The following is a 26796-nucleotide window of genomic DNA, read 5'->3' on the forward strand; positions in this document are numbered from 1 at the left end:
TGCCCGGCCGGCTGTGTGTGGTGTGGGTTGACGCGCGCCCCCCCCCGCCGGGGCCGGGGGGGGGGGGGGCCCCCCCCCCCCCCCCCCCCCCCCCGGGTCTCAGAGGGTCAGCTCGACTTCGCCAGGACCTTGTTGGCCTTGGCCTCGGCGTCGGCCAGCAGCTTGTCGATGTCGGCGTCCTGCCGGGTCAGCACCGCCGACATGGGCACGTCGAGGATCGCGTACAGCTCCTGGGACTTGGGCGGCTCCAGCTTGTTCTGGATGGCGCCCGATCCCTCCACGAAGGGGGTGAAGTTCTCCACCGGGACGGTGGCGTTGGCCTTGCGCAGCTCGACGATCTCCTTGCCGGGCGCACTGTCGCCGTACAGGTCGGGGATCGGCAGGCCGACCGGGCGGCCCTGCTTCTTGCTGCGGGCGTAGTTGAACTGGCCCTGGCCGGGGGTCAGCTCGTGGAAGTCCAGCCACAGCATGGCGGCCTTGATCTTCTCGGGCGTGGCCTTGGGGTTGATCATGTAGCCGTCGCCGCCGTTGAGGGAGGCCTTGGCCTCGGGCATCGAGGTGACGCCGTAGTCCTCGAACTTGCCCTTGAAGTCGTTGTTGACGGCCTGGACGACGTCGGGGGCGCCGATCATCATGCCGAGCTTGCCACCGCCCATCATCCGCATCAGGTCCTCCCACTGCAGGAGCTGCTTGGTGCCCATGCTGTTGTCGGTCCAGCGCATGGTCTTGAGGTTCTCCAGGACGGCCTTGCCCTCGGGGCTGTTGAAGGCCGCCGTCTTGCCGTCGGGGCCGACCATCTCGCCGCCGCGCGCGTACAGGGAGGCGGCGAAGTGCCAGCCGCCGGTGTTGCCGGCGCTGTACTCACCGAAGCCGACGTAGCCGGGGCCGAGCGCGGCGATCTTCTTGGCCGCGGCCTGCACCTCGGCCCAGGTCTTCGGCGGCGCGGCCGGGTCCAGGCCCGCCTGGGTGAACAGCTTGCGGTTGTAGACCAGGCCCATGGAGTAGTTGTTGCGGGGAAGGCCGTAGAGCTTGTCGCCCTCCTTGAAGATGCTCATGACGTCGGGCCGCAGGTCGTTCAGCCGCTTGACGGTGCCGACGTAGGGGGTGATGTCGGCCGCCTGGCCCGCCGCGATGATCTTCTTGACGTCGGTGTAGTAGACGTAGAAGACGTCCTCCATCGTGCCGCCGGCCAGCTTCGCCTGGAAGGTGTCGGGGTTGATGCAGGGGAAGGCGTCCTTGCTGTCGATCGTGATGTGCGGGTGCATCTTCTTGAACGCCGCGACGTCCTCGTCCCAGGCGGTGCGCTCCAGCGGGTTGCTCTTGGGCGGCTGGCAGCCCACGGAGATCGTGACCGGAGCGTCGGCCCCGGCGGCGCCCGGCGTGGTGTTCGCGGCCTTGGATCCGCTGTCGTCGTCGCCGCACCCGGCGGCGGTGAGCGCGAGGGCCGCGGCGAGCAGCATCGCGAGCTTGGGGGATTTCATCCGGGGGCACTCCTTGGCGGGTCGGTTGCGAGAAACATATAGATGCGTGCAGGAAGTAGCAAGAGCCCGTCAATCTAGATGCAAAAAAGTGACAGTGATCGCTCATCCATGGCCTCGTAACGTGATCGCCGTTCGTGCGCACCCGCACCGAGCTGCGGTGACGACGGGATGACACGCGGCGGAGTCGCCCGCTTGCGGATCGATGCCGTACGACGTCAGGAATCTGACGGAATTTTCACGCCGGTTTCAGCGGCACGCCCGCCGGTGCCCGTCGGTGCCCGTCGGTGCCCGTCGGTGGCAGTCGGTGGCAGTCGGTGGCAGTCGGTGCCCATCGGCGTCCGTCAGGAGAACGACCGCCGGCACCCGTCAGGAGGACGGCGGGGGCGCGGTGGAGGCGCGGACCACCAGCTCGGGGTCGAAGAGCAGCTCGCCCCCGGGCCTGGCGGCGGCGTCGATCTGCGCCACCAGCAGCTCCACCGCGGCCCGGCCCATGGCCTCGATCGGCTGGCGCACCGTGGTCAGCGGCGGGTCGGTCCGGTTCATCAGGGAGGAGTCGTCGTAACCGATCACCGAGACGTCCTGCGGCACCCGCAGGCCCTCGCGCCGGACCGCGCGCACCGCGCCCAGCGCCAGCAGGTCGCTGCCGCAGACCAGCGCGGTGACGCCGGCCCCGACCAGCCGGGCGGCGGCGGCCTGGCCGCCCTCCATCGAGAACACCGCATGCTCGACCAGGCGCTCGCCGCCCACCAGGCCGCGCTCGCGCGCATAGGCGGCGAAGGTGTCCAGCTTGCGGCGCGAGGGCAGGTGGTCGGCGGGCCCCAGGATCATCCCGATCCGCCGGTGGCCCAAAGCGTGCAGGTGCCCGGCCGCCAGCCGGGCTGCGGCGACGTCGTCGCAGGAGACCCTGGAGAACCCCAGGTGGCCGACGGCCGCGTTCACCAGCACGGCCGGCAGGCGCCGCTCCCGGATGCGCTCGTAGTGCTCGTGACCGGCGTCGGCGTCGGCGTAGGCGCCGCCCGCGAACAGCACGCCCGAGACGTGCTGGGCCAGCATCGCGTCGACGCGGCCGGCCTCCCGCGAGCCCCCCGGGGTGCGCGTGCACAGCACCGAGGTGAACCCCTGCTGCGCCAGCGCCCCACCGGCCACCTCGGCGAACGCCGGGAAGACCGGGTTGCGCAGGTCGGGGAAGACCAGGCCGACCAGGCGGGCCCGGTCGCGCCGCAGCCGGGTCGGGCGCTCGTACCCCAGCGCGTCCAGCGCGTCGAGCACGGCCCGCCTGGTGGCCTCCGAGACGCCGGGCCTGCCGTTGAGCACCCGGCTCACCGTCGCCTCGCTCGTCCCGACCCTTCGGGCCACCTCGGCAAGCCTTCGCGTCATGCCCGCAAGCATACGGTCGAAGTAGCAAAATTTTTACATACTTTTTGCGAGCTAATTTCATCGCGTGTTCGACATGGCCGCCACCTGCCGTGTACTCCCCCGGTCGTAGCGGCGTCCGCCCGCCGTACTCCTCCTACACCGGGCGACGTAGGGCCGATGACCTTCCCCGGGGTGACGACGGCGCCGTCGCGACCGGGAAGCCTGGGCGGCGTGATCCAACGGAGGTTCCCATGATTTCCCCGGCCCCCCTGACCGGCCCGCCCTCGGTGACCGGCCCGGCTCCCCCGGCCGCCCCGGCCCGCCTGCCCGCCCGCACCCTGTGGGCCCTGCGCGTCACCGCCACCGCGCACCTGCTCACCGTGCTCGGCCAGGCGGTCATCGGCGGGCTGTTCGTCACCGGCGAGGTGGACCTGCTGACCCAGCACAACGTGAACGCCACCGCCGGCACCGTGCTGGCAGGCCTGCAGTTCATCGCCGCGATCGTCCTGTGGCGGCCCGGCCGGGGACCGGCGTGGCCGCTGTGGGTGAGCGCGGCCCAGGTGGCGCTGATGAACGGCCAGATCCTGCTGGGCATGGAGAGGGCGGTCGCCCTGCACATCCCGCTCGCGATGGTGATCTTCGGCGTGGCCGTGTGGATGACCGCCTGGACCTGGCGCGTGGGACGGGAGCGGGCATGATCTCCAGAAGACGCTTCCTGGGCGGGCTCGGCGCCACCGGCCTGCTCGCCACCGGATGCGGCGCCGTGTCGGCCGAGACCTCGGGGCAGACGCTGACCAGCGCGCTGCCCCTGCCCCGGCCGTTCACCGTCCCGCTGCCGATCCCCGCGCAGGCACGCCCGGTGCGGCCGGGACACTACGAGGTCGTCCAGCGCCCGGCGCGGATGGAGATCGTCCCCGGCACCTCGACCGAGGTGTGGGGGTTCGACGGCACGTTCCCCGGGCCGACCTTCCGGCTCAGGCGCGCGGACCCGGTCACGGTCCGGGTCCGCAACCGGCTGCCCGTGCCGACCTCCACCCACCTGCACGGCGGGGTCACCCCGCCCGGCTCCGACGGCTACCCCACCGACCTGGTGGTGGGCGAGGGGCACGCCTTCCGCCCGCCGGCCGGCGGGCACGCCCGCCACGGCACGGCGGTCGAGGCGTCCGGCTGGACCCTGCACCAGGGGTTCCGGGACTACGCCTACCCGCTGGACCAGCCGGCCGCCACGCTCTGGTACCACGACCACCGGATGGACTTCACCGCGCCGCAGGTCTGGCGGGGCCTGGCCGGGTTCGCGATCGTCGAGGACGACGAGGAGGACGCCCTGCCGCTGCCCGGGGGCGAGCGGGACGTGCCGCTGATGATCTGCGACCGGGCCTTCGACGAGGACGGCTCCTTCCGCTACCCGTCCAAGGACCCCGGCCTGCTGGGGAGCCCCGGGGTCGAGGACGCCTACATGGAGGGCGTCGAGGGCGACGTGATCCTGGTCAACGGGGCCCCCTGGCCGGTGCTGGAGGTCTCGGCCACCCGCTACCGGCTGCGGCTGCTCAACGCCTCCAACGCCCGCCGCTACCGGCTGCGGCTGACGCCCGGCGGCCGGTTCACCCAGATCGGCAGCGACGCCGGCCTGCTGGCCGCGCCCGTGACGCACGAGGCGATCACGATCGCCCCGGGCGAGCGCTTCGACGTGGTGGTGGACTTCTCCGCCCACCCCGTCGGCACCGACGTGACGATGGTCAACACGCTCGGCTCCGGCCGCACCCGCGACGTGATGCGCTTCCGCGTGGCGCGCCGGGCCCGCGAGGACGCCGCGGTGCCCGCCCGGCTCGCCGTGTCCGCACCGGCCGGACCGGCCCTTCGCCCCGCGTCCGCGACCACGCGGCGCTTCGACTTCCGGCGGACCGGGCAGGGGGCGGGGGCCGCCTGGACGATCAACGGGGTGCCGTTCCGCCCCGGCAGGCCGCTGGCCCGCCCCCGCCTCGGCAGCACCGAGGTCTGGCGCCTGACCAGCGACTTCCACCATCCGGTGCACGTCCACCTGGCCCACTTCCAGGTGCTCTCGCGCAACGGCCGCGCCCCGGCGGCGACCGACGGCGGCTGGAAGGACACCGTCGACGTCCGGCCGTACGAGACGGTGGACGTGCTGGTGCGCTTCGCGGGGTTCCGCGGGCGCTACATGATGCACTGCCACAACCTCGAGCACGAGGACATGGCGATGATGGCCGACTTCGAGGTGGTCTAGGGGCGGTACGGGGAGTCGTTCGAACACCTCCGGACGGGGAAGCCGTACCATCGGCGGTCTGCGGCGGAGGCGGGGGACGATGACGGAACGACTGGTGGTGATCGGCGGCGACGCCGCGGGGATGAGCGCGGCCTCCCAGGCCCGCAGGAGGCGAGGGCCGGACGACCTGCGGATCGTCGCCTTCGAGAAGGGCGCGCACGCCTCCTACTCGGCCTGCGGGATCCCCTACCTGGTGGGCGGCGAGGTGGCCGATCCCGAGGAGCTGGTCAGCCGCCGCCCGGAGGTGTTCCGCGACGAGTTCGACATCGACCTGCGGCTGCACAGCGAGGTCGTCGAGATCGACCTGGACCGGCGCGCCGTGGCCGTCCGCGACACCGACGGCGGCGGCGGGGCCGGGGGCGGGGGCGGGGGTGCTCCCCGGTGGGAGCCGTTCGACCGGCTCGTGGTGGCCACCGGCGCCGTCCCGAACCGCCCGGACGTGCCCGGCGTCGAGGCGGAGGGCGTGTACGGCGTGCAGACCCTGGACGACGGCACCGCACTGCTGGACGCCGTGGCCGAGAAGCCGGAGCGGGCGGTCGTGGTCGGCGGCGGCTACATCGGCCTGGAGATGGCCGAGGCCCTGGTCCGGCGCGGCATCCGGGTCTCGCTCGTGGACCTGGCCGAGCAGCCCATGAGCACCCTGGACGCGGACATGGGCGCCCTGGTCGCCGACGCGCTGCGCGACCTGGGCGTGGAGCTGCACCTGGGCGAGCGCCTTGAGGGCTTCGAGGTGTCCGGCGGCCGGGTCGGCGCGGTCCGCACCGAGAACCGGGCCCTGCCCGCGGACCTGGTGGTCCTCGGTCTCGGCACCCGGCCGAACAGCGCGCTGGCCGAGGCCGCGGGCATCCCGGTGGGCGAGACCTCGGGCATCAGGACCGACCGCAGGATGCGGACGGCGGCCGAGGGCGTCTGGGCCGCCGGTGACTGCGTGGAGACCTTCCACCTGGTCTCCCGGCGGCCGGTCGCGATCGCGCTCGGCACCCACGCCAACAAGCAGGGCCGCGTGGCGGGCATCAACATCGGCGGCGGGTACGCCGCCTTCCCCGGCGTCGTCGGCACCGCGATCTCCAAGGTCTGCGAGTACGAGGTGGCGCGCACCGGCCTGTCGACCGCCGAGGCGCTCAGGGCAGGGTTCGAGCCGGTCGGCGTGGTCGTGGAGTCGACCACGCGGGCCGGCTACTACCCCGGCGCCCTGCCGATGAAGACCAAGATGATCGCCGACCGGGCCACGGGCCGTCTGCTGGGCGCGCAGATCGTCGGGCGGGAGGGGGCGGCCAAGCGCATCGACACCCTGGCGATCGCCGTCTGGCACGAGATGACGGTGGAGGAGATGACCGGGCTCGACCTGTCGTACGCTCCCCCGTTCTCGCCCGTCTGGGACCCGGTGCTGATCACCGCGCGCAAGACCGCCCAGCGCCTGGAGGAGCTGCGCGGGCGGGACTGACCCGGGGGCGGACCTGCGGGACCGGGATCGCCGCCGTGCTCGTGATCCGGCAGCGGGCGCGGCGATCGTCCATGACCTCTCCCCGCCCGTTCTCCCGCGTTCCGCCGGGCCCGCGGGCGCGGCGTTCCAGGACGAGGGTATGGACGTGATCCACCGCGGTCGGGCGGGGGACGGTTGGGGCCGGTGAGAGCGGGCAAGGGCCGAGAAAGCGCAAACCAGACAAGGGGGAACAATGCTCACATTGACGGATACGGCAGCTCAGGTAATCCGGGGCATCAGCGCGCAGGTGTCGGACGCTCCCGAGACCGGTATGCGCATCTCGTCCGAGAGCGACGGTACCGGCTCGCTCGTGCTCTCGATCGCCGAACACCCCGAGTCGGCCGACCGGGTGGTGGAGTCGGGCGGGGCACGGATCTTCCTCGACCCGCAGGTCGTGGACATGCTGGACGACAAGTCCCTGGACGCCGACGTCGACGAGGGGGGCGGCGTGGAGTTCCTGGTCACCGACCGGCCCGGGTGACCGGCCGGTCCGGGCCGACGACCGATCCGGAGCACCGGCCCGGAGCACCGGACTGAGTGACCGCCCTGCCCGGACGACCGGCCGGACGCGGACGGTCCGGAACGTCGGCGGGCCCCGGCCCCCACGTGGGGGCCGGGGCCCGTCCGTCCGCGGCCCGAGCCTTCGCGGGCCCGCCCGGCTCACCCGCCGTCCGGACCGTGCGGGCCGTGCTGGCCACCCGGCCGCGCCGGGACCGCAGGGTCCGGACGGAGGCGTTACGCCTTCGCGCTGCTCAGCGCGAGCGGGTCACGCGGCGCGTCGGCCTTGGCCTTGGCCATCTGCTCGCCCAGCTCCTGGAGCCTCTTGCGTCCCATGGCCTCACGCACCTGCGGGAACCACTCCTCTTCCTCCTCCTCGACGTGGTGACGGACGTTCTCCATCAGCACGCTGACCTTGGCGTCGAAGCGCTCGTCCTTGGGGTCGAGGCGGGTCAGCTCCGAGAGCATCCAGACCACCACGTGGTGCTCCTCCACGCTCTCCAGGATGTGGTCGGAGGTGTCCGGGGCGCCCTCGCGCGCGGCCGGGTAGAAGATCTGCTCCTCGATGTAGGCGTGCGTGGTGAGCTCCTCGACGATCTTCGCGACGATCTCCTGCTTCGTCTTGTACGCCTGCTCGCCCGCCTTCTCGAACTCCTTGAACAGCTTCTCCACCGTCTTGTGGTCGTCCTTCAGCAGCACGATCGCGTCCATTGCCGTCCTCTCGTCGTCTGTTGCGTGGGTCAGGGGTTGAGCAGGACCTTGACGGCCCCGTCCCGTTTCTTCTGGAAGATCTCGTAACCGTGCGGGGCCTGGTCCAGCGGAAGGCGGTGGGTGGCCAGGTCCATGACACCGAGCGGGTCGGCGTCGTCGGTCACCAGCGGCATCAGGTCGTCGATCCAGCGCTTGACGTGGGCCTGGCCCATCCGGATCGTGATGCCCTTGTCGAACATCCTCAGCATCGGCATCGGGTCGGCCATGCCGCCGTAGACGCCGCTGATCGAGACCGTGCCGCCCCGGCGTACCGTGTCGATCGCCTGGTTGAGCGCGGCGAGCCGGTCGACGCCCGCGCTGGTCATCAGCGGGGCGGCCAGCGCGTCCGGCAGCAGGCCGGTGACGGCGTGGGCGAACTTGGCCACCGGGGAGCCGTGCGCCTCCATGCCGACCGCGTCGATCACCGAGTCGGTGCCCCGCCCGCCGGTCATGTCCCTGACCGCCTGGGGGATCCCGCCGGTCACCGCGGCGTCGAGGACCTCGATCCCGTGCCTGCGGGCCATGGCCAGCCGCTCCTGGACGCCGTCGACGCCGATGACCCGGTAGCCGAGGTGCTTGGCGATGCGGCAGCACATCTGCCCGATCGGCCCGAGGCCGAAGACCGTGACGCTCCCGCCCTCGGGCACGTCGGCGTAGGCCACCGCCTGCCAGGAGGTGGGGAGCACGTCGGACAGGTAGACGAACCGCTCGTCCGGCGGCCCCTCGGGGACCTTGATCGGGCCGAACTGCGCCTGCGGGACGCGCAGGTACTCGGCCTGCCCGCCCGGCACCTCGCCGTACAACCTGGTGTAGCCGAACAGGGCCGCGCCCATGCCCTGGTCGCGGACCTGGGTGGTCTCGCACTGGGCGTACAGCTGCATGCCGCACATGTGGCAGTGGCCGCAGGAGATGTTGAACGGGATGACGACCCGGTCCCCCGGCACGAGGCCGGTGACGTCCGGGCCGACCTCCTGCACCACGCCCATGGCCTCGTGGCCCAGGATGTCGCCCTCCCCCAGGAACGGCCCCAGCACCTCGTACAGGTGCAGGTCCGAACCGCAGATCGCGGTGGTGGTGACCTTGATGATCGCGTCGTTCGGTTCCTTGATCACTGGATCGGGGACCTCGTCGACGCGCACGTCGCGCTTGCCGTGCCAGGTGAGGGCCTTCATCGCGTACCTCCGTGTGGAGTTCCGGGGCGTACGGCCCCGGAGAGGTGTCCGGGTGTTCCTCCTGTTCGACCTGCCGCGGGGCGCGGCGGGGGGCGGGCCCGCCCGGCGGGACCGGGCGGGCCTGTCGGTCAGCGGAGCCGGGGCAGGACCTTCTCGGCGTAGAAGTCGAAGAAGGCGTCCTGGTCCTGGCCGATCTGGCTGATGTAGACCTCGTCGAATCCGGCGTCCACGTACTCCTGGATCGCCTTGATGTGGACCTCGGGGTCGGGACCGCAGGGCGAGCCGACCTCGTCCTCGCTCACCATCTCGGCGAGCTCCTCGAAGTGGCGGGGCAGCGGCAGGAGCTGCGACGCCTCGCCCTGGATGCCCTGGGTCGGCCACAGCCTGTGCACGGTCTTGCGGGCCTCGGCCTCGTCGGGGCCGTAGCAGACCTTCGTGCCGGCCTGCGAGGGCTTGCCCGCGCCGCCGGCCTTGTGGAACTTGTCCACCAGCTCGGCGCTGGGGGAGGTGCAGATGAAGCCGTCGGCGATCTTCCCGGCCAGCGTCACCGCCTTCTCCCCGAACGCGGACATGTACACCGGCGGCGGCTCGTCGGGCAGGGTGTACAGCCGCGCGGTGTCGACCCGGTAGTGGGTGCCCCGGTGGGTGACCAGGCGGCCGCTCCACAGGTCCCGCATGAGCTCGACGGCCTCCTCGAGCATCTCCAGCCGCTCCGCGGCCGGGGGCCAGCGCGAGTCGAGGATGTGCTCGTTGAGCGCCTCACCGGTACCCACCCCCAGCGTGAACCGCCCGCCGGTCAGCGCCGCGGTGGTCGCGGCGGCGTGGGCGATGATCGCCGGGTGGGTGCGGACCAGCGGGCAGGTGACGGCCGTGGTGATCGGCAGCGAGGTCGCCTGGGCCACCGCGCCGATCACCGTCCAGACGAAGGGGCTCTGCCCCTGCACGTCCAGCCAGGGATGGAAGTGGTCGGAGATCCACAGTCCCTCGAAACCCGCCCGCTCGGCGAGCTTGGCCTGCCGTACGAGCTCGGCCGGGCCGTGCTCTTCACTCGACAGAAAATATCCGAATTTCGTCATGTTCGTCCTAACTCCATCCCCTGAGCTGCGGCAACGACCTCCTACCCCGTGCGCGGAGGTCAAACGACCCCTTCGCGGCCCGGCCGGGCGGCGGCGCGGCCGGGGTCGGTACGGCCGGGATCAGTACGGCCAGGTCCAGTCGCGGATCTCTGCGGGGTCCTCGCCGAACGCGCGGGTGTGCGCGCGGGCCGCGAGCCGGGAGTCGACCATGTGCTGGCGCAGGTACGCCGCCCGCTCGGCCAGGCCGGGCACCCGGTCGATGACGTCGATCACCAGGTGGAAGCGGTCGATGTCGTTGAGCATGGCCATGTCGAACGGCGTGGTGGTGGTGCCCTCCTCCTTGTAGCCGCGCACGTGGATGTTGGCGTGCCCGGTACGGCGGTAGGTCAGGCGGTGGATCAGCCAGGGGTAGCCGTGGAAGTTGAAGATGACCGGCTTGTCGGGGGTGAACAGCGTGTCGAACTCGGCGTCGGACATGCCGTGCGGGTGTTCGCCGGGCGGCTGCAGCCGCATCAGGTCCACCACGTTGACCACCCGGACCTTCAGCTCGGGCAGGTGCTCGCGCAGCAGCGCGGCCGCGGCCAGCGTCTCCAGGGTGGGCACGTCGCCCGCGCAGGCCATGACCACGTCGGGTTCGGTGCCGGCGTCGTTGCCCGCCCACGGGACGATGCCCAGGCCGCGGGTGCAGTGCGCGATCGCCTCGTCCATGGTGAACAGGTCCAGGATCGGCTGCTTGCCCGCCACGACCACGTTGACGTAGTCGCGCGAGCGAAGGCAGTGATCGGCCGTCGACAGCAGCGTGTTGGCGTCCGGCGGCAGGTAGACGCGCACCACCTCGGCCTTCTTGTTCATCACCACGTCCAGGAAACCGGGGTCCTGGTGGGAGAAGCCGTTGTGGTCCTGGCGCCAGACGTGGGAGGACAGCAGGTAGTTCAGGGACGCCACCGGACGCCGCCAGGGGATCTTGCGGGAGGACTCCAGCCACTTGGCGTGCTGGTTGAACATGGCGTCGATGATGTGGATGAACGCCTCGTAGCAGTTGAACAGGCCGTGGCGGCCGGTCAGCAGGTAGCCCTCCAGCCAGCCCTGGCACAGGTGCTCGCTCAGCACCTCCATCACGCGCCCGCCCGCGCCCAGATGGTCGTCGCCGTCCAGGAGCTCGGCGTTCCAGGCGCGGTCGGTGGCCTCGAACACCGCCGACAGCCGGTTGGAGGCGGTCTCGTCGGGGCCCATCAGGCGGAAGGTCTCGGGGTTGGCGGCGATGACGTCGCGCAGGAACGCGCCCAGCACCCGGGTCGGCTCGCTGGAGTGCGCGGCCGGGGACTTGGTCTCGACCGCGTAGGCGCGGAAGTCGGGCAGCACCAGCGGCCGCAGCAGCTCCCCGCCGTTGGCGTGCGGGCTGGCGCTCATCCGCCGCGTCCCCGCCGGCACCGTCGCCAGCACCTCGGCCACCGGGCGGCCTTCGCCGTCGAAGAGTTCCTCGGGGCGGTAGGAGCGCATCCACTCCTCCAGCATCGCCAGGTGCTCGGGGTTGTCGCGCATCCCGGCCAGCGGCACCTGGTGCGAGCGCCAGGTGCCCTCCACCCGCACCCCGTCCACCTCCTTGGGGCCGGTCCACCCCTTGGGGGTACGCAGCACGATCATCGGCAGCCGGTCGGCGCGCCCGGCCCGGTAGTCGGCGATCTGCTCGAAGACGGTGTCCAGGGTGCGGGCCATCAGCGGGTGCATGACCTGCGGGTCGTCGCCGGAGACGATGTGCGGACGGTAGCCGTAGCCCTCCATGAGCTTGACCAGCTCGTCCTCGGGGATACGGGCCAGCACCGTCGGGTTGGCGATCTTGTAGCCGTTCAGGTGCAGGATCGGCAGCACCACCCCGTCCCTGGTCGGATCGAGGAACTTGTTGGAATGCCAGCTCGCCGCCAGCGGACCGGTCTCGGCCTCACCGTCGCCGATGACGCACGCCACCACCAGGCCGGGGTTGTCGAACGCCGCCCCGTAGGCGTGCGCCAGCGCGTACCCCAGCTCGCCGCCCTCGTGGATCGAACCGGGCGTCTCCGGCGCCACATGGCTGGGGATGCCGCCGGGGAAGGAGAACTGCCGGAACAGCCGCCGCATCCCCTCGGCGTCGCGGGAGATCGCCGGGTAGCGCTCGGTGTAGGAGCCCTCCAGCCAGGCGTGCGCCACCGCCGCCGGACCACCGTGCCCCGGACCCGCGATGTAGATCATGTCCTGGTCGCGTTCGGCGATGATCCGGTTCAGGTGCGCGAAACAGAAGTTCAGCCCCGGCGTCGTCCCCCAGTGCCCCAGCAGGCGCGGCTTGATGTGCTCGGGCCTGAGCGGCTCGGCCGGCAACGGGTTGTCCAGCAGATAGATCTGTCCCACGGACAGGTAATTGGCCGCCCGCCAGTACGCATCGATCCTTTGAAGTTCATCCATACCCCGACAGTTCCTCCCCTGAGGCGTTCGAACCGGAACCCGGCGTAAAACCCCGGGGAACTCGGCGGGCACGGGACCCTCCGGGCGTGCCGGGGCCGTGCCGGGCGGTCGTGACCCCCGGCTCCCGCTCCCGGGACGCCGCCTCGTCCGGATCACCGGTCAGGATCACCCCCCTACCGTTATGGAGGGCGATATAGGAAGATCTCCGGATGATCCGGCGAATGATCTGATGACGCCGTGATGATTCGAGGCGCGGTGGGCCCCATCGCGGGAACGTCGGGAGTGAGCGATGAGGTTCGTCGGGTTCCGGGACGGCCGCCGGGTCCGGGTCGGGGTGCTGACCGGCGGTGACCGGGTGGCACCGCTGGCCGAGGTGGGCGAGTTCTACGAGGACCTGCCCGGCTGGAGCGCACGGGCGCGCGAGCTCGCCGACAGTGCCGCCGGTGTAGGCGGTGTCGCCGGTGAGCTCGCGCTGGGCGAGCTGGAGGCGGCCCCGGCCGTGCCGGACGCGGCGCGGGTGGTGTGCGTCGGGCTGAACTACCGGGCGCACGCCGCCGAGGGCGGGTTCCCGATCCCGGAGACCCCTGCGATCTTCGGCCGCTGGACGGCGTCGCTCGCGGTGGACGGGACACCGGTGCCGGTGCCACCGGACGAGGCCGGCCTGGACTGGGAGGTCGAGCTGGCCGCGGTGGTCGGGACGAGCCTGCGGTGCGCGGACGAGGAGACCGCGCTCGCGGGGGTGTTCGGCTACGCCACCTTCAACGACCTGAGCGCCCGGCGGGCGCAGCGGCTGACCGCCCAGTGGACGCTCGGCAAGAACTCCGACCACAGCGGGCCCATCGGGCCGATCGTGACCGCCGACGAGGTGGGCGACCCCGCGGACGGGCTGCGCCTGGTCACCCGGGTCAACGGCGAGGTGGTCCAGGACGGCGACACCAAGGACATGATCTTCTCGGTGGGGCGGGTGCTGGCGCACCTGAGCCGGACCATGACGCTGCGTCCCGGGGACGTGGTGGCGACCGGCACCCCCGCCGGGGTGGGTCACGCCAGGACCCCGGTGTGGTTCCTGCGGCCCGGTGACGTGGTCGAGGTGGAGATCGACCGGCTGGGCGCGGTGCGCAACCCGATCGTGGCCTGGCCGGAGGACTGAACGATGCCGCAGGCGGATCACGCGCATTCCTCCTCGCCGGGTCCGGGTCCGGAGCCGGGTCCGGGGTCGGTCACGGGTCCGGGACCGGAATCGGGTCCGGGACCGGAATCAGGTCGGGGACCGGGCCTGCCGGGGCACGGGTCCGGAAAGGCCGGCCGTCCGGGCGTCCACCACCACGACCGGGGCCACGACCGTGACCGCGACCAGGGCCGGGTGCCGCGTTCCGGGCTGGAGGAGCGGCCCGGCGACTTCAACGTCACGCTGATCACCTTCGCGGCGATGGCCCTGTTCGACGCCCTGGACGGCGAGCAGCGCGCCCGGGTGCTGCTGCCCTTCACCGACGCCGACCGGTCGAACTGGAACTTCCTGCCCGCCTCGGGGCGTGCCGGGCTGCCGCTGCGGGACCTGACCTTCGACCAGGGCATCCTGGCGCACCGCCTGATCGCCCAGTGCTGCTCGGAACGGGCGTACGCGCAGGTGGTGCAGGTGATCTCGCTGGAGCACGTGCTGCGCGAGCTGAACCTGGAGCGGTTCGGGCACGTGGCCAGGGAGTTCCGCAACCCGGGCATGTACTTCCTGACCTTCTTCGGCCAGCCCAATCCCGACTCGGTGTGGGGGTGGCGCCTGGTCGGCCACCACCTGTCGGTGAACTTCACCGTCGTCAACCAGGACCACCTGTCGGTCACCCCGTTCCTGCTGGGCTCCGAACCGGCGCGCTTCGGCCCGTACCGGGTGCTGGGCGAGGAGGAGGACCTGGGGTTCGCGCTGCTGCGCTCGCTGGACGACGCGCGGCGGGCGAAGGCGATCATCCATCCGGTGCCGCCGGCGGACTTCGTCACCCGTACGGTGCCGCGGATCGGCGAGGTGGAGCTGCCCGACCTGCACGGGGTCGGGCGCAGGGACGCGATGATCACCGAGGCCGACCGGCAGGCCCTGCGTTACATCAGGTCCCACCCGCGCGGGGTCGGTGCCGCCGAGCTGACCTCACCGCAGCGGCGCGCCCTGGACGAGCTGCTGGAGTGCTACCTGCAGCGGGCCAGGCCCGGCCAGGTCGCCGCCGAGATGGACCGGATACGCGCCGCGGGCGACGACGGGCTGCACTTCGCCTGGGCCGGCGCCGACGACCACGGCCTCGGGCACTACTACCGGATCCAGGGCCCGGTCACGCTGATCGAGTTCGACAACACCGAGGACGAGGCCAACCACGCCCACAGCGTGTGGCGCGACCCCACGGGCGACTTCGGCGAGGACCTCCTGATGAGGCACCTCGTGGAGGAGCACCGCGGCGCGGCGCGGACGCCCTTCGAGGAAGGAACCCCCGAGTGAGGATCGCCATCGTCGGCGGAGGTCTGGGCGGGCTGACCACCGCGCTGCTGCTGAGGCAGGCCGGTGTCGAGGCCGTCGTGTACGAGCAGGCCGCCGAGCTGCGCGAGGTCGGGGCCGGGATCGTGGTGGGCCCCAACATGGCCCGGCCGCTGGTGCGGGCCGGGCTCGGCGAGCGGCTGGCCTCCTTCGCCGTCGCGCTGGAGACCGCCTGGGAGTTCCGGCGCTGGCAGGACGGCCGGGTGCTGTCCTCCCAGCGGATGGGCGAGGAGTGCCGCCGGCTGTACGGCACCGACTGCTACGTCGCGCACCGGGCCGACCTGCTGGACATGCTGCGGGACGCGCTGCCGGACGAGACGGTCAGGACCGACCGGCGCCTGACCGGGCTGCGGCAGGACGGCGACGGGGTCGAGCTGGTCCTGACCGACTCCGGCGGGCGGAGCACGACGGTGACCGCGGACGCGGTGATCGGCGCGGACGGCATCCACTCGGCCGTACGGCAGGCGGTCGTCCAGGAGGAGCCGCCGCGCTTCTCCGGCCTGTGCGCCTACCGCTGCCTGGTCGACGCCCGCCGGGCGCCGGAGCTGGCGCTGCGGCGGGTGCAGACGCTCTGGCTGGGTCCGGGCCGTCACTTCGTGCACTATCCCATCCGGGACAGGGAGCTGATCAACATCGTCGCGATCGTCCCGGCCGGCGAGTGGCGCGTCGAGTCGTGGACGGCCGACGGCCGGTTGGAGGACCTGGCCGCCGAGTTCGAGACGTGGGACCCGCGCCTGGGAGGGCTGATCGCCGCGGCCACCGAGACCAAGCGCTGGGCCCTGTACGACCGCGGCCCCCTGGAACGCTGGACGTCCGGGCGGGTGGCCCTGCTCGGCGACGCCGCCCACTCGATGCTGCCCTTCTTCGGCCAGGGGGCCGCCCAGGCGGTCGAGGACGCGGTGGTCCTGGCCGGGTGCCTGCGCGAGGCCACGGCCGGGACCGTGGCCGGGGCACTGGCCCGCTACGAGGAGATCCGCAGGCCCCGGGCCTCGCAGGTGCAGCTGATGAGCCGCGGGCGCGAGGTGCAGAACCACCTGCCCGACGGGCCCGCCCAGGTGGAGCGCGACGCCGCGCTGGCCGCGGGCGACCCGCTGCGGCAGAGCGCCTGGCTCTACGGCCACGACGCCGAGGCCGCCCTGACCGGCCGGGCGGTGCCGGAGCGGAGATAGGCTGCCGGGGTGGAGGCGTCGTTCACGCCCGTCCCGCGGTGAACGGCACGCCCGGCCCGCAGGATCCGATCCGCACACTCGCTCAGCAGGGGGATGTCGCACGTTGTCCGAGGAACGTGAGCACGCGGGCCCCGTCCCGGTGAGGGAGCGCCAGGACCTGCGGGCCGACTGCGCCGACTGCTTCGGCCTGTGCTGCGTGGTGCCGGCCTTCGCGGCCTCGGCGGACTTCGCCATCGACAAGGGGGCCGGGCACGCCTGCCCCAACCTGGGGCAGGACTTCCGCTGCGGCATCCACACGCGCCTGCGGGAGAGCGGCTTCCGGGGCTGCACGGTCTACGACTGCTTCGGCGCGGGGCAGAAGGTCTCGCAGGTCACCTTCGGCGGGCGGGACTGGCGCCGGGCTCCGGGCACCGCGAAGCGGATGTTCGAGGTGTTCCCGATCATGCGGGACCTGCACGAGCTGCTGTGGTACCTGACCGAGGCGCTGGCCCTGCCTGCGGCCCGCTCGCTCCGCGACGAGCTCGGCGCCGCGCTGGAGGAGACCGAGCGGCTCACCCGGGACGAGCCCGAGGCCCTCGCCGCGCTGGACGTGGAGGCGCACCGGCGGAAGGTCAACGCCCTGCTGCTGCGCGCGAGCGAGCTCGCGCGGGCCGGGGCCGGCCGGCGCAGGAAGGACCACCGCGGCGCCGTCCTCATCGGGGCCAGGCTCAAGGGCGCCGACCTGCGGGGGGCCAGCCTGCGGGGCGCCCAGCTCATCGGCGCCGACCTGCGGGGAGCGGACCTGAGGGGGGCCGACCTCATCGGGGCCGACCTGCGGGGCGCCGACCTGCGGGGCGCCGATCTCACCGGGACGATCTTCCTGATCCAGTCCCAGCTGGACGCGGCCAAGGGCGACGCCTCGACCGGGCTCCCGGCCTCGCTCGTCCATCCGGCGCACTGGTGATCCGCCGGTCCCCTGTGTTCCGCCGCTGTGTTCCGCCGCGTTCCACGGACCCGTGTTCCGGTGACGTACCGGCGCCGTGTTCCGGTGACGTGCCGTCGGCGCCTGCTCCGGTGAGGTACCGGTGGTGCCGCGGGACGCGTGAGGCTAGCCGCGCGCCTCGGCGCGCAGTTCGGCGAGCAGCTCTCCCTGCCCGGCCAGCAGCTCGGTCAGGATCGACCGCGCCGCGAACATCAGGTCGGCCACGTCCGGGGTGGACAGGGCGTACACGACGGTGGCGCCCTCCCGGGTGGCGGTCACGATCCCCGCGCGGCGGAGCACCGCCAGCTGCTGGGAGAGGTTGGAGGCCTCGACGCCGATGGCGCTCAGCAGGTCCCGCACCGGCAGGGGGCCGTCCTGCAGCAGCTCCAGCACCCGCACCCGTACGGGATGACCGAGGGTGCGGAAGAGCTCGGCCTTGGCCTGGTGCAGCGGCACCGGCATGTCACACCGCTCCGCCGCCGGGCCCGCCGCCCGCGTGGCGGACGTCGACGCCGTGCCGCTCGGCGATGCGCAGCAGGTTCTCCAGCCGCCCGGACAGCACCTCGATCGAGTGATCGTCGAAGGCCTGGCGCATGAGCTCCAGCTCGCCGTCGACATCGGCGATGCGCGCTCGTAGCTCGGCCTCGAACTCGCTCATGCCCCACCCCCCTGGTCGGACCGCCCCGTACTGACCGGTTTACCGATACACCGGTCCTCATCATGTGTCAAATTGCTTAATTCTTCAAATCATAATGACGTTGGCTATGATGGCGACGGCCGTTTTCCAACAGGACCCGCGACCGATTTGATCCCGACCGATGACGGATCAGCCGGGAAGCGGGATACTTGGTGCGGCTACCGCGGGCTGACCTGCGGCGTCAGAGCACGCCAGCCGGCGATGCGACAGTGACGAGAGGCCGAGCACGGCCTGCGCGAGGGAGTACAGCCAATGGGACGGGGCCGAGCCAAGGCGAAGCAGACGAAGGTTGCTCGCGAGCTGAAGTACAGCAGCCACGACATGGATCTTGACCGGTTGCGCAAGGAGCTGGGCGCCGGTGACGATCCCGCGCCGGAGAGCGAGGCCGACGACATCGGCGAGCCCACCGGCAGGTAGTGCGCGGCCCCCGGCACGGCCGAGGGTCCGCACCACCGGTCACGGGTTCGCGGCACCGGCCGGTCACCGTGCCCCGACCGGCCCTCGCGGCCCGGACCCTCGTCAGGAGGGGACGTCCCTCCGCGGAGGGGCGTCAGGAGGCCAGTGCCAGGGCGGCCAGCATGCCGCACCAGGCCGCCCCCAGCCCGGTGGCGATGCTCCCGGCGACGTTGAGGAGCGCCGTCAGACGGGCACCGGACCCGGCCAGGCGCACCGTCTCGTAGCCGAAGGTGGAGTAGGTGGTCAGCACTCCGCAGAACCCGGTCCCGGCCAGGGCCGTCGTCGCGTCCCCGGCCGGAAGCGCGATCAGGAACCCCAGCAGCGCCGACCCGGACACGTTGACGGCGAAGGTCCCCCACGGGAACCTCGCGCCGTACCTGGCCTGGAGCGCCCGGTCGACGAGATAGCGCAGCGGGGCGCCCAGGGCGGCGCCCAGCGCGACCAGCAGCACGCTCACCGCTCGCCCGCCGCGCCGTCATCGCCGCCGCCGTCACCGTCGTTGTCGCCGTCGCTTTCGCCGGAACCGGGACCGGGACCGGGACCGGCGCGGAGGATGAGACGGCCCAGCGCGATGCCGGTCCAGGTCGCCGCGAGCGCCGCCGTCACCGTGCCGAACAGGTACCCGAGCGCGACCTGCGGGGCGCCCGCGGCCACCAGCCGCCCGATGTCGATCACGTAGGCGGAGAAGGTGGTGAAGCCGCCCAGCACCCCCACCCCCAGGAACGGGCGGAGAAGCGGGTGGACGCCCCGCGCCTCGGTGACGAACACCATCAGCAGGCCGATGAGCAGGCACCCGGACACGTTGATCGCGAACGTCGCCCAGGGAAAACCGTCCGGCGGGTGCGGGAAGGCGAGGACGAGCCCGTGACGGGCCAGCGCACCGGCCGCCCCACCGGCCGCGATCACCCCCAGCGTCGCCCAGGGGATCCGGCCCGGCCCGGCACCCTGGCCGGGAGCGGCGGGATCGACGTCACGGCCGGTGGACACGGCCGGACCGGAGGCGGGGACGGCCGGACCGGAGGTTCCGGTGGGGTGACGGGCGGGCGGCTCGGACATGCTCTCCCCCTCCCGTACCGCCCCCTGCCGACGTGGCAGGGGACACCCGGCGGGCCGGCTCGTTCACGATCATCGGTGGAGGGTCCACGGACCGGCGGACCTCGCCCGGCGAGGGCGGTCCCCAGCATATCGACCGGCCGGCGGGGAACACCGTGCCCGTCCCCTCGCGTCCTTCGGTGTCCGCGCCGCCGCCCCGGCCGCGTGTGACACGGCGGCGGGTTCCGCGCAACATCGTGCAACATCGTTGAAGGCGCCGCGGGCGGCTGTCTACCGTCACGACTAGCGCGCTCGGCCGGACGGCGGAACCGCGCCCCCAGTGCACGACGGAGAGCTCTGGCGGGTCCCACATCGTCTCACGGTGACCGGCTCCCCCCTTCCCGCCGGCCACCGGGACCCGCCGGTCCATGCGCCGTGGCCCCGGGACGAATGGCCGGTCCCGCGCGAGGCAGGGTCGTCTCGCCCGGACGGAAGGTCTCCCTGGGTCACGGCCACCATCCCGGCCCTCGCGCCCTTCGGACTTCCGCGTCCGGCGGCTCCCGGACGGGAATCGCCGGGTCGTCGGGGGTCGGCGGGGGCCGGCGGGTCTCTTGGACGGCCGCGGGGCGCGGTGATCCCCGGGAGGGCTACCTGGCCCTGGGGCGGTTGCCCCACCTGGGCTTGCGGAACAGGTCGCGCCGCTCCAGCAGGTAGACGAGCCTGGCGGCGGCGGTCCTGACGGCCTCCTCGTGCCGGTGCCGCTTCTGCGGGACCGTGGCGCTCCAGCGTTCGAGCAGCAGGGCGATCTCCTCGGCGAGCTCGCCGATCACCCGGTAGCGGGTGCTGAAGGCGTAGAGGTCGCCGTGCACCTCCTCCACCAGGTCCTCCTCGACCCGGTGGGCGAGCGGCCTGACCCTTCTGAGGATCCCGGCCTCCATCGCCGGGGTGACCGGTGCCCTGCGGGCGTCGCCCTCCGGAACCATGATCAGGGCACGTACCCGTGCCACGGCCAGGGCGCGCTCGGCCTGCGGGGTCGAGGGATGCTCGGCAAGATCCAGCAGACGGCGCAGGGTCTCCTGCGTCTTGTCGTCGAACATGGAATCCCGTTCCGCCTTCGCGTCCGCGTCCAGCCGGGCCGGGAGGGGCCACGGCACCGGCACCCGCGCACACCGCGCACGTGCCGTCACATGGTATTCGACCACCGGGACGTGGCAGGTCCGGCCCAAGATGGTAAAGGGTGAGGAGCCACGTTTCACCTGTTTCTTCGGATCCGGTATCCGACGGCCGTCCAGCCCGGTTTTTTACGCCAATAGCCTCACTTGGTCTTTTTTCTCCGAATAAAGTCCGTCTTTGTCGGACGGCGCCCCTCCTTCGCGGCAGGGCGGAGGAGATGGACGGGGTGGCTCACGGCCATGGATCCGATCGGTGACGATCTGCTCAGGACCATCAAGACCGAGATCGGGTACCGGGAGGGACCCGGCCGGCAGAGCAAGTTCGGCGAGTGGTACTCGGTCAACGTGGTCAAGGACCCGCAGTACAGGACGGCCCCCTGGTGCGGGATGTTCATCGCCTGGGCCGCGGAGAAGGCGGGCGTGCAGCAGTACGTCGGGCAGTTCGCCTGGACCCCCTCGCACGGGCGCTGGTTCGAGACGAACGGCGCCTGGTCGCGTACGCCCGAGCCGGGGGCGCTGGTCTTCTTCGACTGGTCGGGCGGCAAGGACATCGGGGGGATCGACCACGTCGGCGTGGTGGAGCGGGTCGAGGGTGGAACGATCCACACGATCGAGGGCAACGTCGACCGGGTCTGGCTCAAGCGCAAGAAGCGCGACCAGGACAAGGTCGTCGGTTACGGCCTGCCGCGTAAGGTCAAGGAGCACCTGGCCGGTGCCGTGCCCGGCGACGACGGCGCTCCCGGGCAGGTCGCGGATCGCATCGAGGTCCGCCCGCAGCTCGTCCGGGAGGCGGTCGTCCTGACCGAGGTGCCCGGGGCCTCCCCCGTCCCGGTGGAGACGGCCGTGATCGCCGGGCTGCTGACCCTCGTCCTGGGCATGACGTTCGTGCTGTCCAGGCGGCGTCCGCGGGTCTCGGCGGGACGGCACCGCAGGAGGGACGGGCGGCGGAGGGCCGCGGACGCGCCGATCGAGGCGACGGGCCCGCACGAGCGGACCCCGGCCCGCGGGACCGGCTCGCACGAAAGGACCTCTGCCGGCGGGACCGGGTCGCGCGAGCGGGCGTCCCTGGCGCGACGGACGCCGTCCCCGGACCGGTCCGGGGGGCCGGCCGTGCCGGCGCACCTGTACGAGGCGGTCCGGGTGACCAGGCCCGGCTGGGCCCACGACCCGTACCGGCCCGGGACCCCCGTCGCGGCACGCAGACCGGCACTGGAACCGGCGCGCAGACCGGCATCGGAGCCGGCGCAGGAATCGGCGCAGGAATCGGCACCGGAGCCGGCGCAGGAATCGGCGCGGAGGCCGATGCCCGCGCCGGTACCGGCGCCCGCGGGGACGGTGACGGCCCCGCTCGCGGAGGATCCGCGCGAGGTGGAGCGTGCCCGGACGGCACCGGTGGCGCGGCGCGCGGCGTGACAATCGCGACATTCAAGACAGCCGAGAAGTTGATAATTAAGGTTAGGCAAAGCTAAGTTGCTGGGGACGACATCCCTCGGCGAAGGCGGCACGATGACAGCGGGCAGCGAGCAGACCCTTGAGCGCGCGGCGGAGGTCCCGGCCTACCGCTGCCACGATGTGAGGGTCGTGCGCGTCGCGCGGCTCAGCCCGAGCTTCCTGCGGATCACCTTCGGCGGCGAGGACCTCGCGGGCTTCGCCGACCACGGCTTCGACCAGCGGATCAAGGTGATCCTCCCGCTGCCGGACGGCGGGATCACCCCCCTGGGCGACGACGCCGACTGGTACCGCCGCTGGAGGGCGCTGCCCGACGAGCTGCGCAACCCGATCCGCACCTACACCGCGCGCGCGGTACGGCCGCACCTGCGGGAGCTGGACGTCGACTTCGTCCTGCACGGCGAGAGCGGCCCGGCCTCGCGCTGGGCGACCCGTGCCGCGCCCGGCGACCGGGTCCTGGTGGTCGGCCCCAACGCCGCCCACCCCGGCCCCACCGGTGGCCAGGAGTGGGCGCAGCCGGCCGGTGCCACGCACCTGCTGCTGGCCGGGGACGAGACGGCCGTGCCCGCCATCACCTCGATCGTCGAGTCGCTCTCCGGCGCGGTACCGGCCACGGCGCTGCTCGAGGTCCCCGAGGCCGCCGACGAGCTCCCGCTCGACCTCCCGCCGGGCGTGCGGGTCGTCTGGCTGCCGCGCGAGGGGGCCCGCCACGGCGACCTGCTCGTCCCCGCCGTCCACGAGGTCCTGCGGACGCTCGTCCCGCCGGCCGCCGCGCCGGCCGGGCCCGCCACCGGCGGCCTGGAGGACGTCGACGTGGACGCGGAGATCCTCTGGGAGGTGCCGGAGTCCTCGCCGGGTGAGGGCCTGTACGCCTGGCTGGCCGGTGAGGCCGCGGTGGTCAAGCTGCTGCGCCGGCACCTGGTCCAGGAGGTCGGGATCGACCGCTCCTCGGTGGCGTTCATGGGCTACTGGCGGCTGGGCCGCTCCGAGAACAACTGACCGGTCCGTCACCGCCGGGCCGCTCCACGGGAACGACCCGGCGGGACCGGATCAGGCGCCGTCCTCCAGGTCCCCCTCGGACTTGAGGTAGACCTCCTGCAGGTCGCGCAGGACGTCCGGGTCGGGGTGTTCCCACATGCCCCGGTTCGCGGCCTCCAGCAGCCGCTCGGCGATCCCGTGCAGCGCCCAGGGGTTGGACCGGGCCATGAACTCCTGGTTCTCCGGGTCCAGCACGTAGGTGGCGGCCAGCTTGTCGTACATCCAGTCGGCGACGACGCCGGTGGTGGCGTCGTAGCCGAACAGGTAGTCGACGGTCGCGGCCAGCTCGAAGGCGCCCTTGTACCCGTGCCTGCGCATGGCGGCCAGCCAGCGCGGGTTGACCACCCTGGCGCGGAAGATCCTGGAGGTCTCCTCCGACAGGGTGCGGGTGCGGACGGCCTCGGGCCTGGTGCTGTCGCCGATGTAGGCGGCCGGGGCCTTGCCGGTGAGCGCCCGGACCGTGGCGATCATGCCGCCGTGGTACTGGAAGTAGTCGTCGGAGTCGGCGATGTCGTGCTCGCGGGTGTCGACGTTCTTGGCCGCCACCGCGATCCTGCGGTAGGCGGTCTCCATGTCCTGCCTGGCCGGCACCCCGTCCACGTCCCGGCCGTAGGCGAAGCCGCCCCAGACCGCGTACACCTCGGCGAGGTCGGCGTCGTCGCGCCAGTTGCGGCTGTCGATCAGCGGCAGCAGACCGGCCCCGTAGGCGCCGGGACGCGAGCCGAAGATGCGCATGGTGGCCCTGCGCTCGTCGCCGTGCACGGCGTGGTCGGCGAGCACGTGCGCGCGCACGTAGTTGAGCTCCTCGGGCTCCTCCAGTCCGGCCGCCAGCCGCACCGCGTCGTCCAGCATGGCCACCACGTGCGGGAAGGCGTCGCGGAAGAACCCGCTGATCCTGACCGTGACGTCCACCCGGGGCCGGCCCAGCTCGACGGCCGGGATCGGCTCCAGGCCGGTGACGCGGCGCGAGGCCTCGTCCCAGACCGGCCGCACGCCCAGCAGCGCCAGCACCTCGGCCACGTCGTCCCCGGCGGTGCGCATGGCGCTGGTGCCCCAGACCGACAGCCCCACCGAGCGCGGCCAGTCGCCGGTGTCGGCGCGGTAGCGCTCCAGCAGGGAGTCGGCCATCGCCTGCCCGGTCTCCCAGGCCAGCCTGCTCGGCACGGCCTTGGGGTCGACCGAGTAGAAGTTGCGGCCGGTGGGCAGCACGTTGATCAGCCCGCGCAGCGGTGACCCGCTCGGCCCGGCGGGGACGTAGCCGCCGTCGAGGGCGTGCAGGATCGCGTCGATCTCGTCGGTGGTACGCGCCAGCCTCGGCACGACCTCCAGCGCGGCGAACCGCAGGATCTCCTCCACCGTCCGTGGGTCGGCGGCGCGGGCGCCGTCCGTCCCGGAGACACCGGCCGCACCCGCCGTACCGTCCGCGCCGGTGGGACCGGCAGGGCCGGGGAGGCCGGCGGGGCCGGGAAGGTCCGTCGCCGGGCGCAGGACCGCGGCGGTCACCTCGGCGGCGGCGGACACCTCCCAGCCGCGTTCCTCCATGCCCTCGACCAGGGCGCGGGCCAGGGTCTCGGCCTCGTCGACGCCGATCCGCGCCGCGCTGCCGTCCTCGGCCAGGCCGAGGGCCTCGCGCAGGCCGACGAGCGCCTGGCCGCCGGCCCACATCTGCCGGGCGCGCAGCATGGCCAGCACCAGGTCCACGCGCGCCGCGCCCTCGGGGGCGGCGCCCAGCACGTGCAGGCCGTCGCGGATCTGGACGTCCTTGACCTCGCACAGCCAGCCGTCGATGTGCAGCAGGAAGTCGTCGAACTCGGCATCGTGCGGCCGGTCGGCGACGCCGAGGTCGTGGTCCAGCCGGGCGGCCTGGATCAGCGTCCAGATCTGGGCGCGGATCGCGGGCAGCTTGGCCGGGTCCATCGCCGCGATGGAGGCGTGCTCGTCGAGGAGCTGCTCCAGCCGGGCCATGTCGCCGTAGCTGTCGGCGCGGGCCATCGGCGGCACCAGGTGGTCGACCAGGGTGGCGTGCGCGCGCCGCTTGGCCTGGGTGCCCTCGCCGGGGTCGTTGACCAGGAACGGGTAGACGAGCGGCAGGTCGCCGAGCGCGGCGTCCGGCCCGCAGGAGGCCGACAGGCCCGCGGACTTGCCGGGCAGCCACTCCAGGTTGCCGTGCTTGCCCACGTGGACCACGGCGTGGGCGCCGAAGCCGTCGGCCAGCCAGCGGTAGGCGGCCAGGTAGTGGTGGCTGGGCGGCAGATCGGGGTCGTGGTAGATGGCGATGGGGTTCTCCCCGAAGCCGCGCGGCGGCTGCACCATCACCACCACGTTGCCGGCGCGCAGCGCGGCCAGCACGATCTCGCCCTCCGGGTCGGCCGACCTGTCCACGAACAGCTCCCCGGGGGGCGGTCCCCAGTGCCGCTCCATCCCCTCCCGCAGGTCCGCGGGCAGCGTGGCGTACCACTCGGCGTAGCGGGTCGCCGCGATGCGCACCGGGTTGCCGGCGAGCTGTTCCTCGGTGAGCCAGTCCCGGTCCTGACCGCCCGCGGCGATCAGCGCGTGGATGAGCGCGTCACCGTCCTGCTCGGTCACCCCGGGCAGCTCGCCCTCGGCGCCGATGTCGTAGCCGCGCTCGCGCATCACCGCCAGCAGGCGCACCAGGCTGGCGGGGGTGTCCAGGCCGACGGCGTTGCCGATGCGGGCGTGCTTGGTGGGGTAGGCCGACAGCATCAGCACCAGCCGTCGCTCGGCGGGCGGCACGTGCCGCAGCGCGGCGTGGCGCACCGCGATGCCCGCCACCCGCGAGGCGCGTTCGGGGTCGGCCACGTAGACGGTCAGCCCGTCCTCGTCGATCTCCTTGAAGGAGAACGGCACCGTGATGATGCGCCCGTCGAACTCGGGGATGGCGACCTGGGTGGCGGCGTCCAGCGGGGACAGGCCGTCGTCGTTCTCCTCCCAGGAGGCGCGGCTGCTCGTCAGGCACAGGCCCTGCAGGATCGGCACGTCCAGCTCGGCCAGCGCGCCAACGTCCCACGCCTCGTCGTCCCCGCCGGCCGACGCGGTCGCCGGGCGGGTGCCGCCCGCGGCCAGGACCGTCACCACCAGGGCGTCCACCGTGCGCAGCGCCTCCAGCAGGCCCGGCTCGGCCGTGCGCAGGGACGCGCAGTACAGCGGCAGCGCCCGCCCTCCGGCGTCCTCGATCGCCGAGCAGAGCGCCTCGACGAAGGCGGTGTTGCCGGCCACGTGGTGGGCGCGGTAGTACAGCACGCCGACGACCGGCCCGTCCTGGTCGCGCGCCTCGCGCTCCAGCGTCCCCCAGGTCGGGGTGGGGGCGGGCGCGGCGAACCCGTGCCCGGTGAGCAGCAGCGTGTCGGACAGGAAGCGGTACAGCTCGGTCAGGTTGGCCGGGCCGCCGTGCGCGAGGTAGGCGTGCGTCTCGGCGCACACCCCTCCGGGCACGGTGGACAGTTCCATCAGCTCGGCGTCCGGGGCCTGCTCGCCGCCGAGCACGACGACGGGACGGGGACCGGCGAGCAGGGCGTCCAGCCCCTCCTCCCAGGCGCGGCGCCCGCCGAGCAGCCGTACCACGACCACCTCGGCGCCCTCCAGCAGCGGTGGCAGGTCGGCGACGCCCAGGCGGGCGGGGTTTCCCAGGCGGTAGTCGGCGCCGCTCGCGCGGGCGCTCAGCAGGTCGGTGTCGGAGGTCGAGAGCAGCAGGATCACGCGCCACACTCCATCGGCGGGGTCGCACTGCGGTGGGGGAACGGCGAAAAGCGCACGGAG

The 26796-nt window shown here is 72.9% G+C and carries 22 protein-coding genes and 1 pseudogene; 11 read left to right on the plus strand and 12 right to left on the minus strand.

Going from position 1 to position 26796, the window contains the following annotated elements; translation table 11 throughout:
• Positions 1–107: 107 nt before the first annotated feature.
• A complete protein-coding gene (locus ACIBCT_RS33320) occupies positions 108–1481 on the minus strand; it encodes an ABC transporter substrate-binding protein (RefSeq protein ID WP_399195478.1) in 1374 nt (457 codons plus the stop codon).
• Positions 1482–1847: 366 nt separating this feature from the next.
• Positions 1848–2858, minus strand: coding sequence for a LacI family DNA-binding transcriptional regulator (locus tag ACIBCT_RS33325; RefSeq protein ID WP_399195481.1), 1011 nt, complete (start codon positions 2856–2858; stop codon positions 1848–1850).
• A 230-nt stretch (positions 2859–3088) separates the two neighbouring features.
• Here ACIBCT_RS33325 and ACIBCT_RS33330 point away from each other — a divergent pair, with 230 nt between their 5' ends.
• From ACIBCT_RS33330 to ACIBCT_RS33345, 4 genes are all read left to right on the plus strand, one after another.
• Complete coding sequence (locus ACIBCT_RS33330; RefSeq protein ID WP_399195483.1) at positions 3089–3535, plus strand: hypothetical protein; 447 nt, start codon at positions 3089–3091, stop codon at positions 3533–3535.
• The gene (locus tag ACIBCT_RS33335; RefSeq protein WP_399195485.1) at positions 3532–5079 is read left to right on the plus strand and encodes a multicopper oxidase family protein; all 1548 of its coding nucleotides are present in this window, start codon (positions 3532–3534) and stop codon (positions 5077–5079) included. Before ACIBCT_RS33330 ends, ACIBCT_RS33335 begins: the two co-directional genes overlap by 4 nt.
• 79 nt (positions 5080–5158) lie before the next feature.
• Entirely contained in the window at positions 5159–6562 is a 1404-nt protein-coding gene (locus ACIBCT_RS33340; protein ID WP_399195487.1) for an FAD-dependent oxidoreductase, read from the plus strand.
• Between the two features lie 286 nt (positions 6563–6848).
• Positions 6849–7082: a Fe-S cluster assembly protein HesB gene (locus tag ACIBCT_RS33345; RefSeq protein WP_399195489.1), complete on the plus strand. Its 234-nt coding sequence runs from the start codon at positions 6849–6851 to the stop codon at positions 7080–7082.
• A 254-nt stretch (positions 7083–7336) separates the two neighbouring features.
• Here ACIBCT_RS33345 and ACIBCT_RS33350 read toward each other — a convergent pair whose 3' ends face one another.
• From ACIBCT_RS33350 to ACIBCT_RS33365, 4 genes are all read right to left on the minus strand, one after another.
• A complete protein-coding gene (locus ACIBCT_RS33350; protein ID WP_344907467.1) occupies positions 7337–7810 on the minus strand; it encodes a hemerythrin domain-containing protein in 474 nt (157 codons plus the stop codon).
• A 29-nt stretch (positions 7811–7839) separates the two neighbouring features.
• Positions 7840–9021 (minus strand): zinc-dependent alcohol dehydrogenase, encoded by a 1182-nt coding sequence (locus tag ACIBCT_RS33355; RefSeq protein ID WP_399195491.1) that lies wholly within the window; start codon positions 9019–9021, stop codon positions 7840–7842.
• A gap of 128 nt (positions 9022–9149) precedes the next feature.
• The gene (locus ACIBCT_RS33360; RefSeq protein WP_399195494.1) at positions 9150–10097 is read right to left on the minus strand and encodes a TIGR03557 family F420-dependent LLM class oxidoreductase; all 948 of its coding nucleotides are present in this window, start codon (positions 10095–10097) and stop codon (positions 9150–9152) included.
• Positions 10098–10217: 120 nt separating this feature from the next.
• On the minus strand, positions 10218–12533 hold the full coding sequence (locus tag ACIBCT_RS33365; protein WP_399195497.1) for a phosphoketolase: 2316 nt from the start codon (positions 12531–12533) through the stop codon (positions 10218–10220).
• A gap of 289 nt (positions 12534–12822) precedes the next feature.
• Between ACIBCT_RS33365 and ACIBCT_RS33370 the strand changes: the two genes are divergently transcribed.
• From ACIBCT_RS33370 to ACIBCT_RS33385, 4 genes are all read left to right on the plus strand, one after another.
• On the plus strand, positions 12823–13683 hold the full coding sequence (locus tag ACIBCT_RS33370) for a fumarylacetoacetate hydrolase family protein (RefSeq protein WP_399195499.1): 861 nt from the start codon (positions 12823–12825) through the stop codon (positions 13681–13683).
• Positions 13684–13896: 213 nt separating this feature from the next.
• On the plus strand, positions 13897–15009 hold the full coding sequence (locus tag ACIBCT_RS33375) for a DUF3500 domain-containing protein (protein WP_399195501.1): 1113 nt from the start codon (positions 13897–13899) through the stop codon (positions 15007–15009).
• Positions 15006–16214, plus strand: a complete 1209-nt coding sequence (locus tag ACIBCT_RS33380) for an FAD-dependent monooxygenase (protein WP_399195503.1) — start codon at positions 15006–15008, stop codon at positions 16212–16214. The genes ACIBCT_RS33375 and ACIBCT_RS33380 overlap by 4 nt, the downstream gene beginning before the upstream one ends.
• 103 nt (positions 16215–16317) lie before the next feature.
• Entirely contained in the window at positions 16318–17157 is an 840-nt protein-coding gene (locus ACIBCT_RS33385) for a pentapeptide repeat-containing protein (RefSeq protein WP_399195506.1), read from the plus strand.
• Between the two features lie 144 nt (positions 17158–17301).
• On the opposite strand, the gene ACIBCT_RS33390 is transcribed toward ACIBCT_RS33385, so the two are convergent.
• A complete protein-coding gene (locus ACIBCT_RS33390) occupies positions 17302–17637 on the minus strand; it encodes a metalloregulator ArsR/SmtB family transcription factor (RefSeq protein ID WP_344907491.1) in 336 nt (111 codons plus the stop codon).
• 1 nt (position 17638) lies between these two features.
• Positions 17639–17833 carry a hypothetical protein gene (locus ACIBCT_RS33395; RefSeq protein ID WP_399195508.1) on the minus strand — a complete coding sequence of 65 codons (195 nt, stop codon included), beginning with the start codon at positions 17831–17833 and terminating at the stop codon, positions 17639–17641.
• Positions 17834–18124: 291 nt separating this feature from the next.
• On the opposite strand from ACIBCT_RS33395, the pseudogene ACIBCT_RS33400 reads away from it, so the two are divergent.
• Positions 18125–18277 (plus strand): annotated as a pseudogene (locus tag ACIBCT_RS33400) (DUF3073 domain-containing protein); the annotation flags it as partial.
• A gap of 145 nt (positions 18278–18422) precedes the next feature.
• On the opposite strand, the gene ACIBCT_RS33405 reads toward ACIBCT_RS33400, so the two are convergent.
• The 3 genes from ACIBCT_RS33405 to ACIBCT_RS33415 form a co-directional block, all read right to left on the minus strand.
• Positions 18423–18785: a fluoride efflux transporter FluC gene (locus tag ACIBCT_RS33405; RefSeq protein ID WP_399195510.1), complete on the minus strand. Its 363-nt coding sequence runs from the start codon at positions 18783–18785 to the stop codon at positions 18423–18425.
• The gene (locus ACIBCT_RS33410) at positions 18782–19384 is read right to left on the minus strand and encodes a fluoride efflux transporter FluC (RefSeq protein ID WP_399195512.1); all 603 of its coding nucleotides are present in this window, start codon (positions 19382–19384) and stop codon (positions 18782–18784) included. The genes ACIBCT_RS33405 and ACIBCT_RS33410 overlap by 4 nt, the downstream gene beginning before the upstream one ends.
• A gap of 623 nt (positions 19385–20007) precedes the next feature.
• Positions 20008–20457, minus strand: coding sequence for a hypothetical protein (locus ACIBCT_RS33415; protein WP_399195514.1), 450 nt, complete (start codon positions 20455–20457; stop codon positions 20008–20010).
• Positions 20458–20772: 315 nt separating this feature from the next.
• Here ACIBCT_RS33415 and ACIBCT_RS33420 point away from each other — a divergent pair, with 315 nt between their 5' ends.
• Both ACIBCT_RS33420 and ACIBCT_RS33425 read left to right on the plus strand, forming a co-directional pair.
• Entirely contained in the window at positions 20773–21945 is a 1173-nt protein-coding gene (locus tag ACIBCT_RS33420) for a CHAP domain-containing protein (RefSeq protein ID WP_399195516.1), read from the plus strand.
• A gap of 93 nt (positions 21946–22038) precedes the next feature.
• Complete coding sequence (locus ACIBCT_RS33425) at positions 22039–22980, plus strand: siderophore-interacting protein (protein ID WP_399195518.1); 942 nt, start codon at positions 22039–22041, stop codon at positions 22978–22980.
• A gap of 51 nt (positions 22981–23031) precedes the next feature.
• Here the strand turns inward: ACIBCT_RS33425 and cobN are convergent, their stop codons facing one another.
• Positions 23032–26736: a cobaltochelatase subunit CobN gene (gene cobN, locus ACIBCT_RS33430; RefSeq protein WP_399195520.1), complete on the minus strand. Its 3705-nt coding sequence runs from the start codon at positions 26734–26736 to the stop codon at positions 23032–23034.
• Positions 26737–26796: the final 60 nt, after the last annotated feature.

Source organism: Streptosporangium sp. NPDC050855, assembly GCF_044456585.1.
In the GTDB taxonomy this organism is placed as follows: Bacteria; Actinomycetota; Actinomycetes; order Streptosporangiales; family Streptosporangiaceae; genus Streptosporangium; species Streptosporangium longisporum.

Bases quoted from the DNA above. Each gene is read 5' to 3' on its own strand.
- ACIBCT_RS33410 (WP_399195512.1), bottom strand. From the start codon at position 19,384: ATGTCCGAGCCGCCCGCCCGTCACCCCACCGGAACCTCCGGTCCGGCC.
- ACIBCT_RS33325 (WP_399195481.1), bottom strand. From the start codon at position 2,858: ATGACGCGAAGGCTTGCCGAGGTGGCCCGAAGGGTCGGGACGAGCGAG.
- ACIBCT_RS33420 (WP_399195516.1), top strand. From the start codon at position 20,773: ATGGATCCGATCGGTGACGATCTGCTCAGGACCATCAAGACCGAGATC.
- ACIBCT_RS33425 (WP_399195518.1), top strand. From the start codon at position 22,039: ATGACAGCGGGCAGCGAGCAGACCCTTGAGCGCGCGGCGGAGGTCCCG.
- ACIBCT_RS33395 (WP_399195508.1), bottom strand. From the start codon at position 17,833: ATGAGCGAGTTCGAGGCCGAGCTACGAGCGCGCATCGCCGATGTCGAC.
- ACIBCT_RS33320 (WP_399195478.1), bottom strand. From the start codon at position 1,481: ATGAAATCCCCCAAGCTCGCGATGCTGCTCGCCGCGGCCCTCGCGCTC.
- ACIBCT_RS33330 (WP_399195483.1), top strand. From the start codon at position 3,089: ATGATTTCCCCGGCCCCCCTGACCGGCCCGCCCTCGGTGACCGGCCCG.
- ACIBCT_RS33360 (WP_399195494.1), bottom strand. From the start codon at position 10,097: ATGACGAAATTCGGATATTTTCTGTCGAGTGAAGAGCACGGCCCGGCC.
- ACIBCT_RS33340 (WP_399195487.1), top strand. From the start codon at position 5,159: ATGACGGAACGACTGGTGGTGATCGGCGGCGACGCCGCGGGGATGAGC.
- ACIBCT_RS33415 (WP_399195514.1), bottom strand. From the start codon at position 20,457: ATGTTCGACGACAAGACGCAGGAGACCCTGCGCCGTCTGCTGGATCTT.
- ACIBCT_RS33355 (WP_399195491.1), bottom strand. From the start codon at position 9,021: ATGAAGGCCCTCACCTGGCACGGCAAGCGCGACGTGCGCGTCGACGAG.
- ACIBCT_RS33365 (WP_399195497.1), bottom strand. From the start codon at position 12,533: ATGGATGAACTTCAAAGGATCGATGCGTACTGGCGGGCGGCCAATTAC.
- ACIBCT_RS33335 (WP_399195485.1), top strand. From the start codon at position 3,532: ATGATCTCCAGAAGACGCTTCCTGGGCGGGCTCGGCGCCACCGGCCTG.
- ACIBCT_RS33370 (WP_399195499.1), top strand. From the start codon at position 12,823: ATGAGGTTCGTCGGGTTCCGGGACGGCCGCCGGGTCCGGGTCGGGGTG.
- ACIBCT_RS33350 (WP_344907467.1), bottom strand. From the start codon at position 7,810: ATGGACGCGATCGTGCTGCTGAAGGACGACCACAAGACGGTGGAGAAG.
- ACIBCT_RS33390 (WP_344907491.1), bottom strand. From the start codon at position 17,637: ATGCCGGTGCCGCTGCACCAGGCCAAGGCCGAGCTCTTCCGCACCCTC.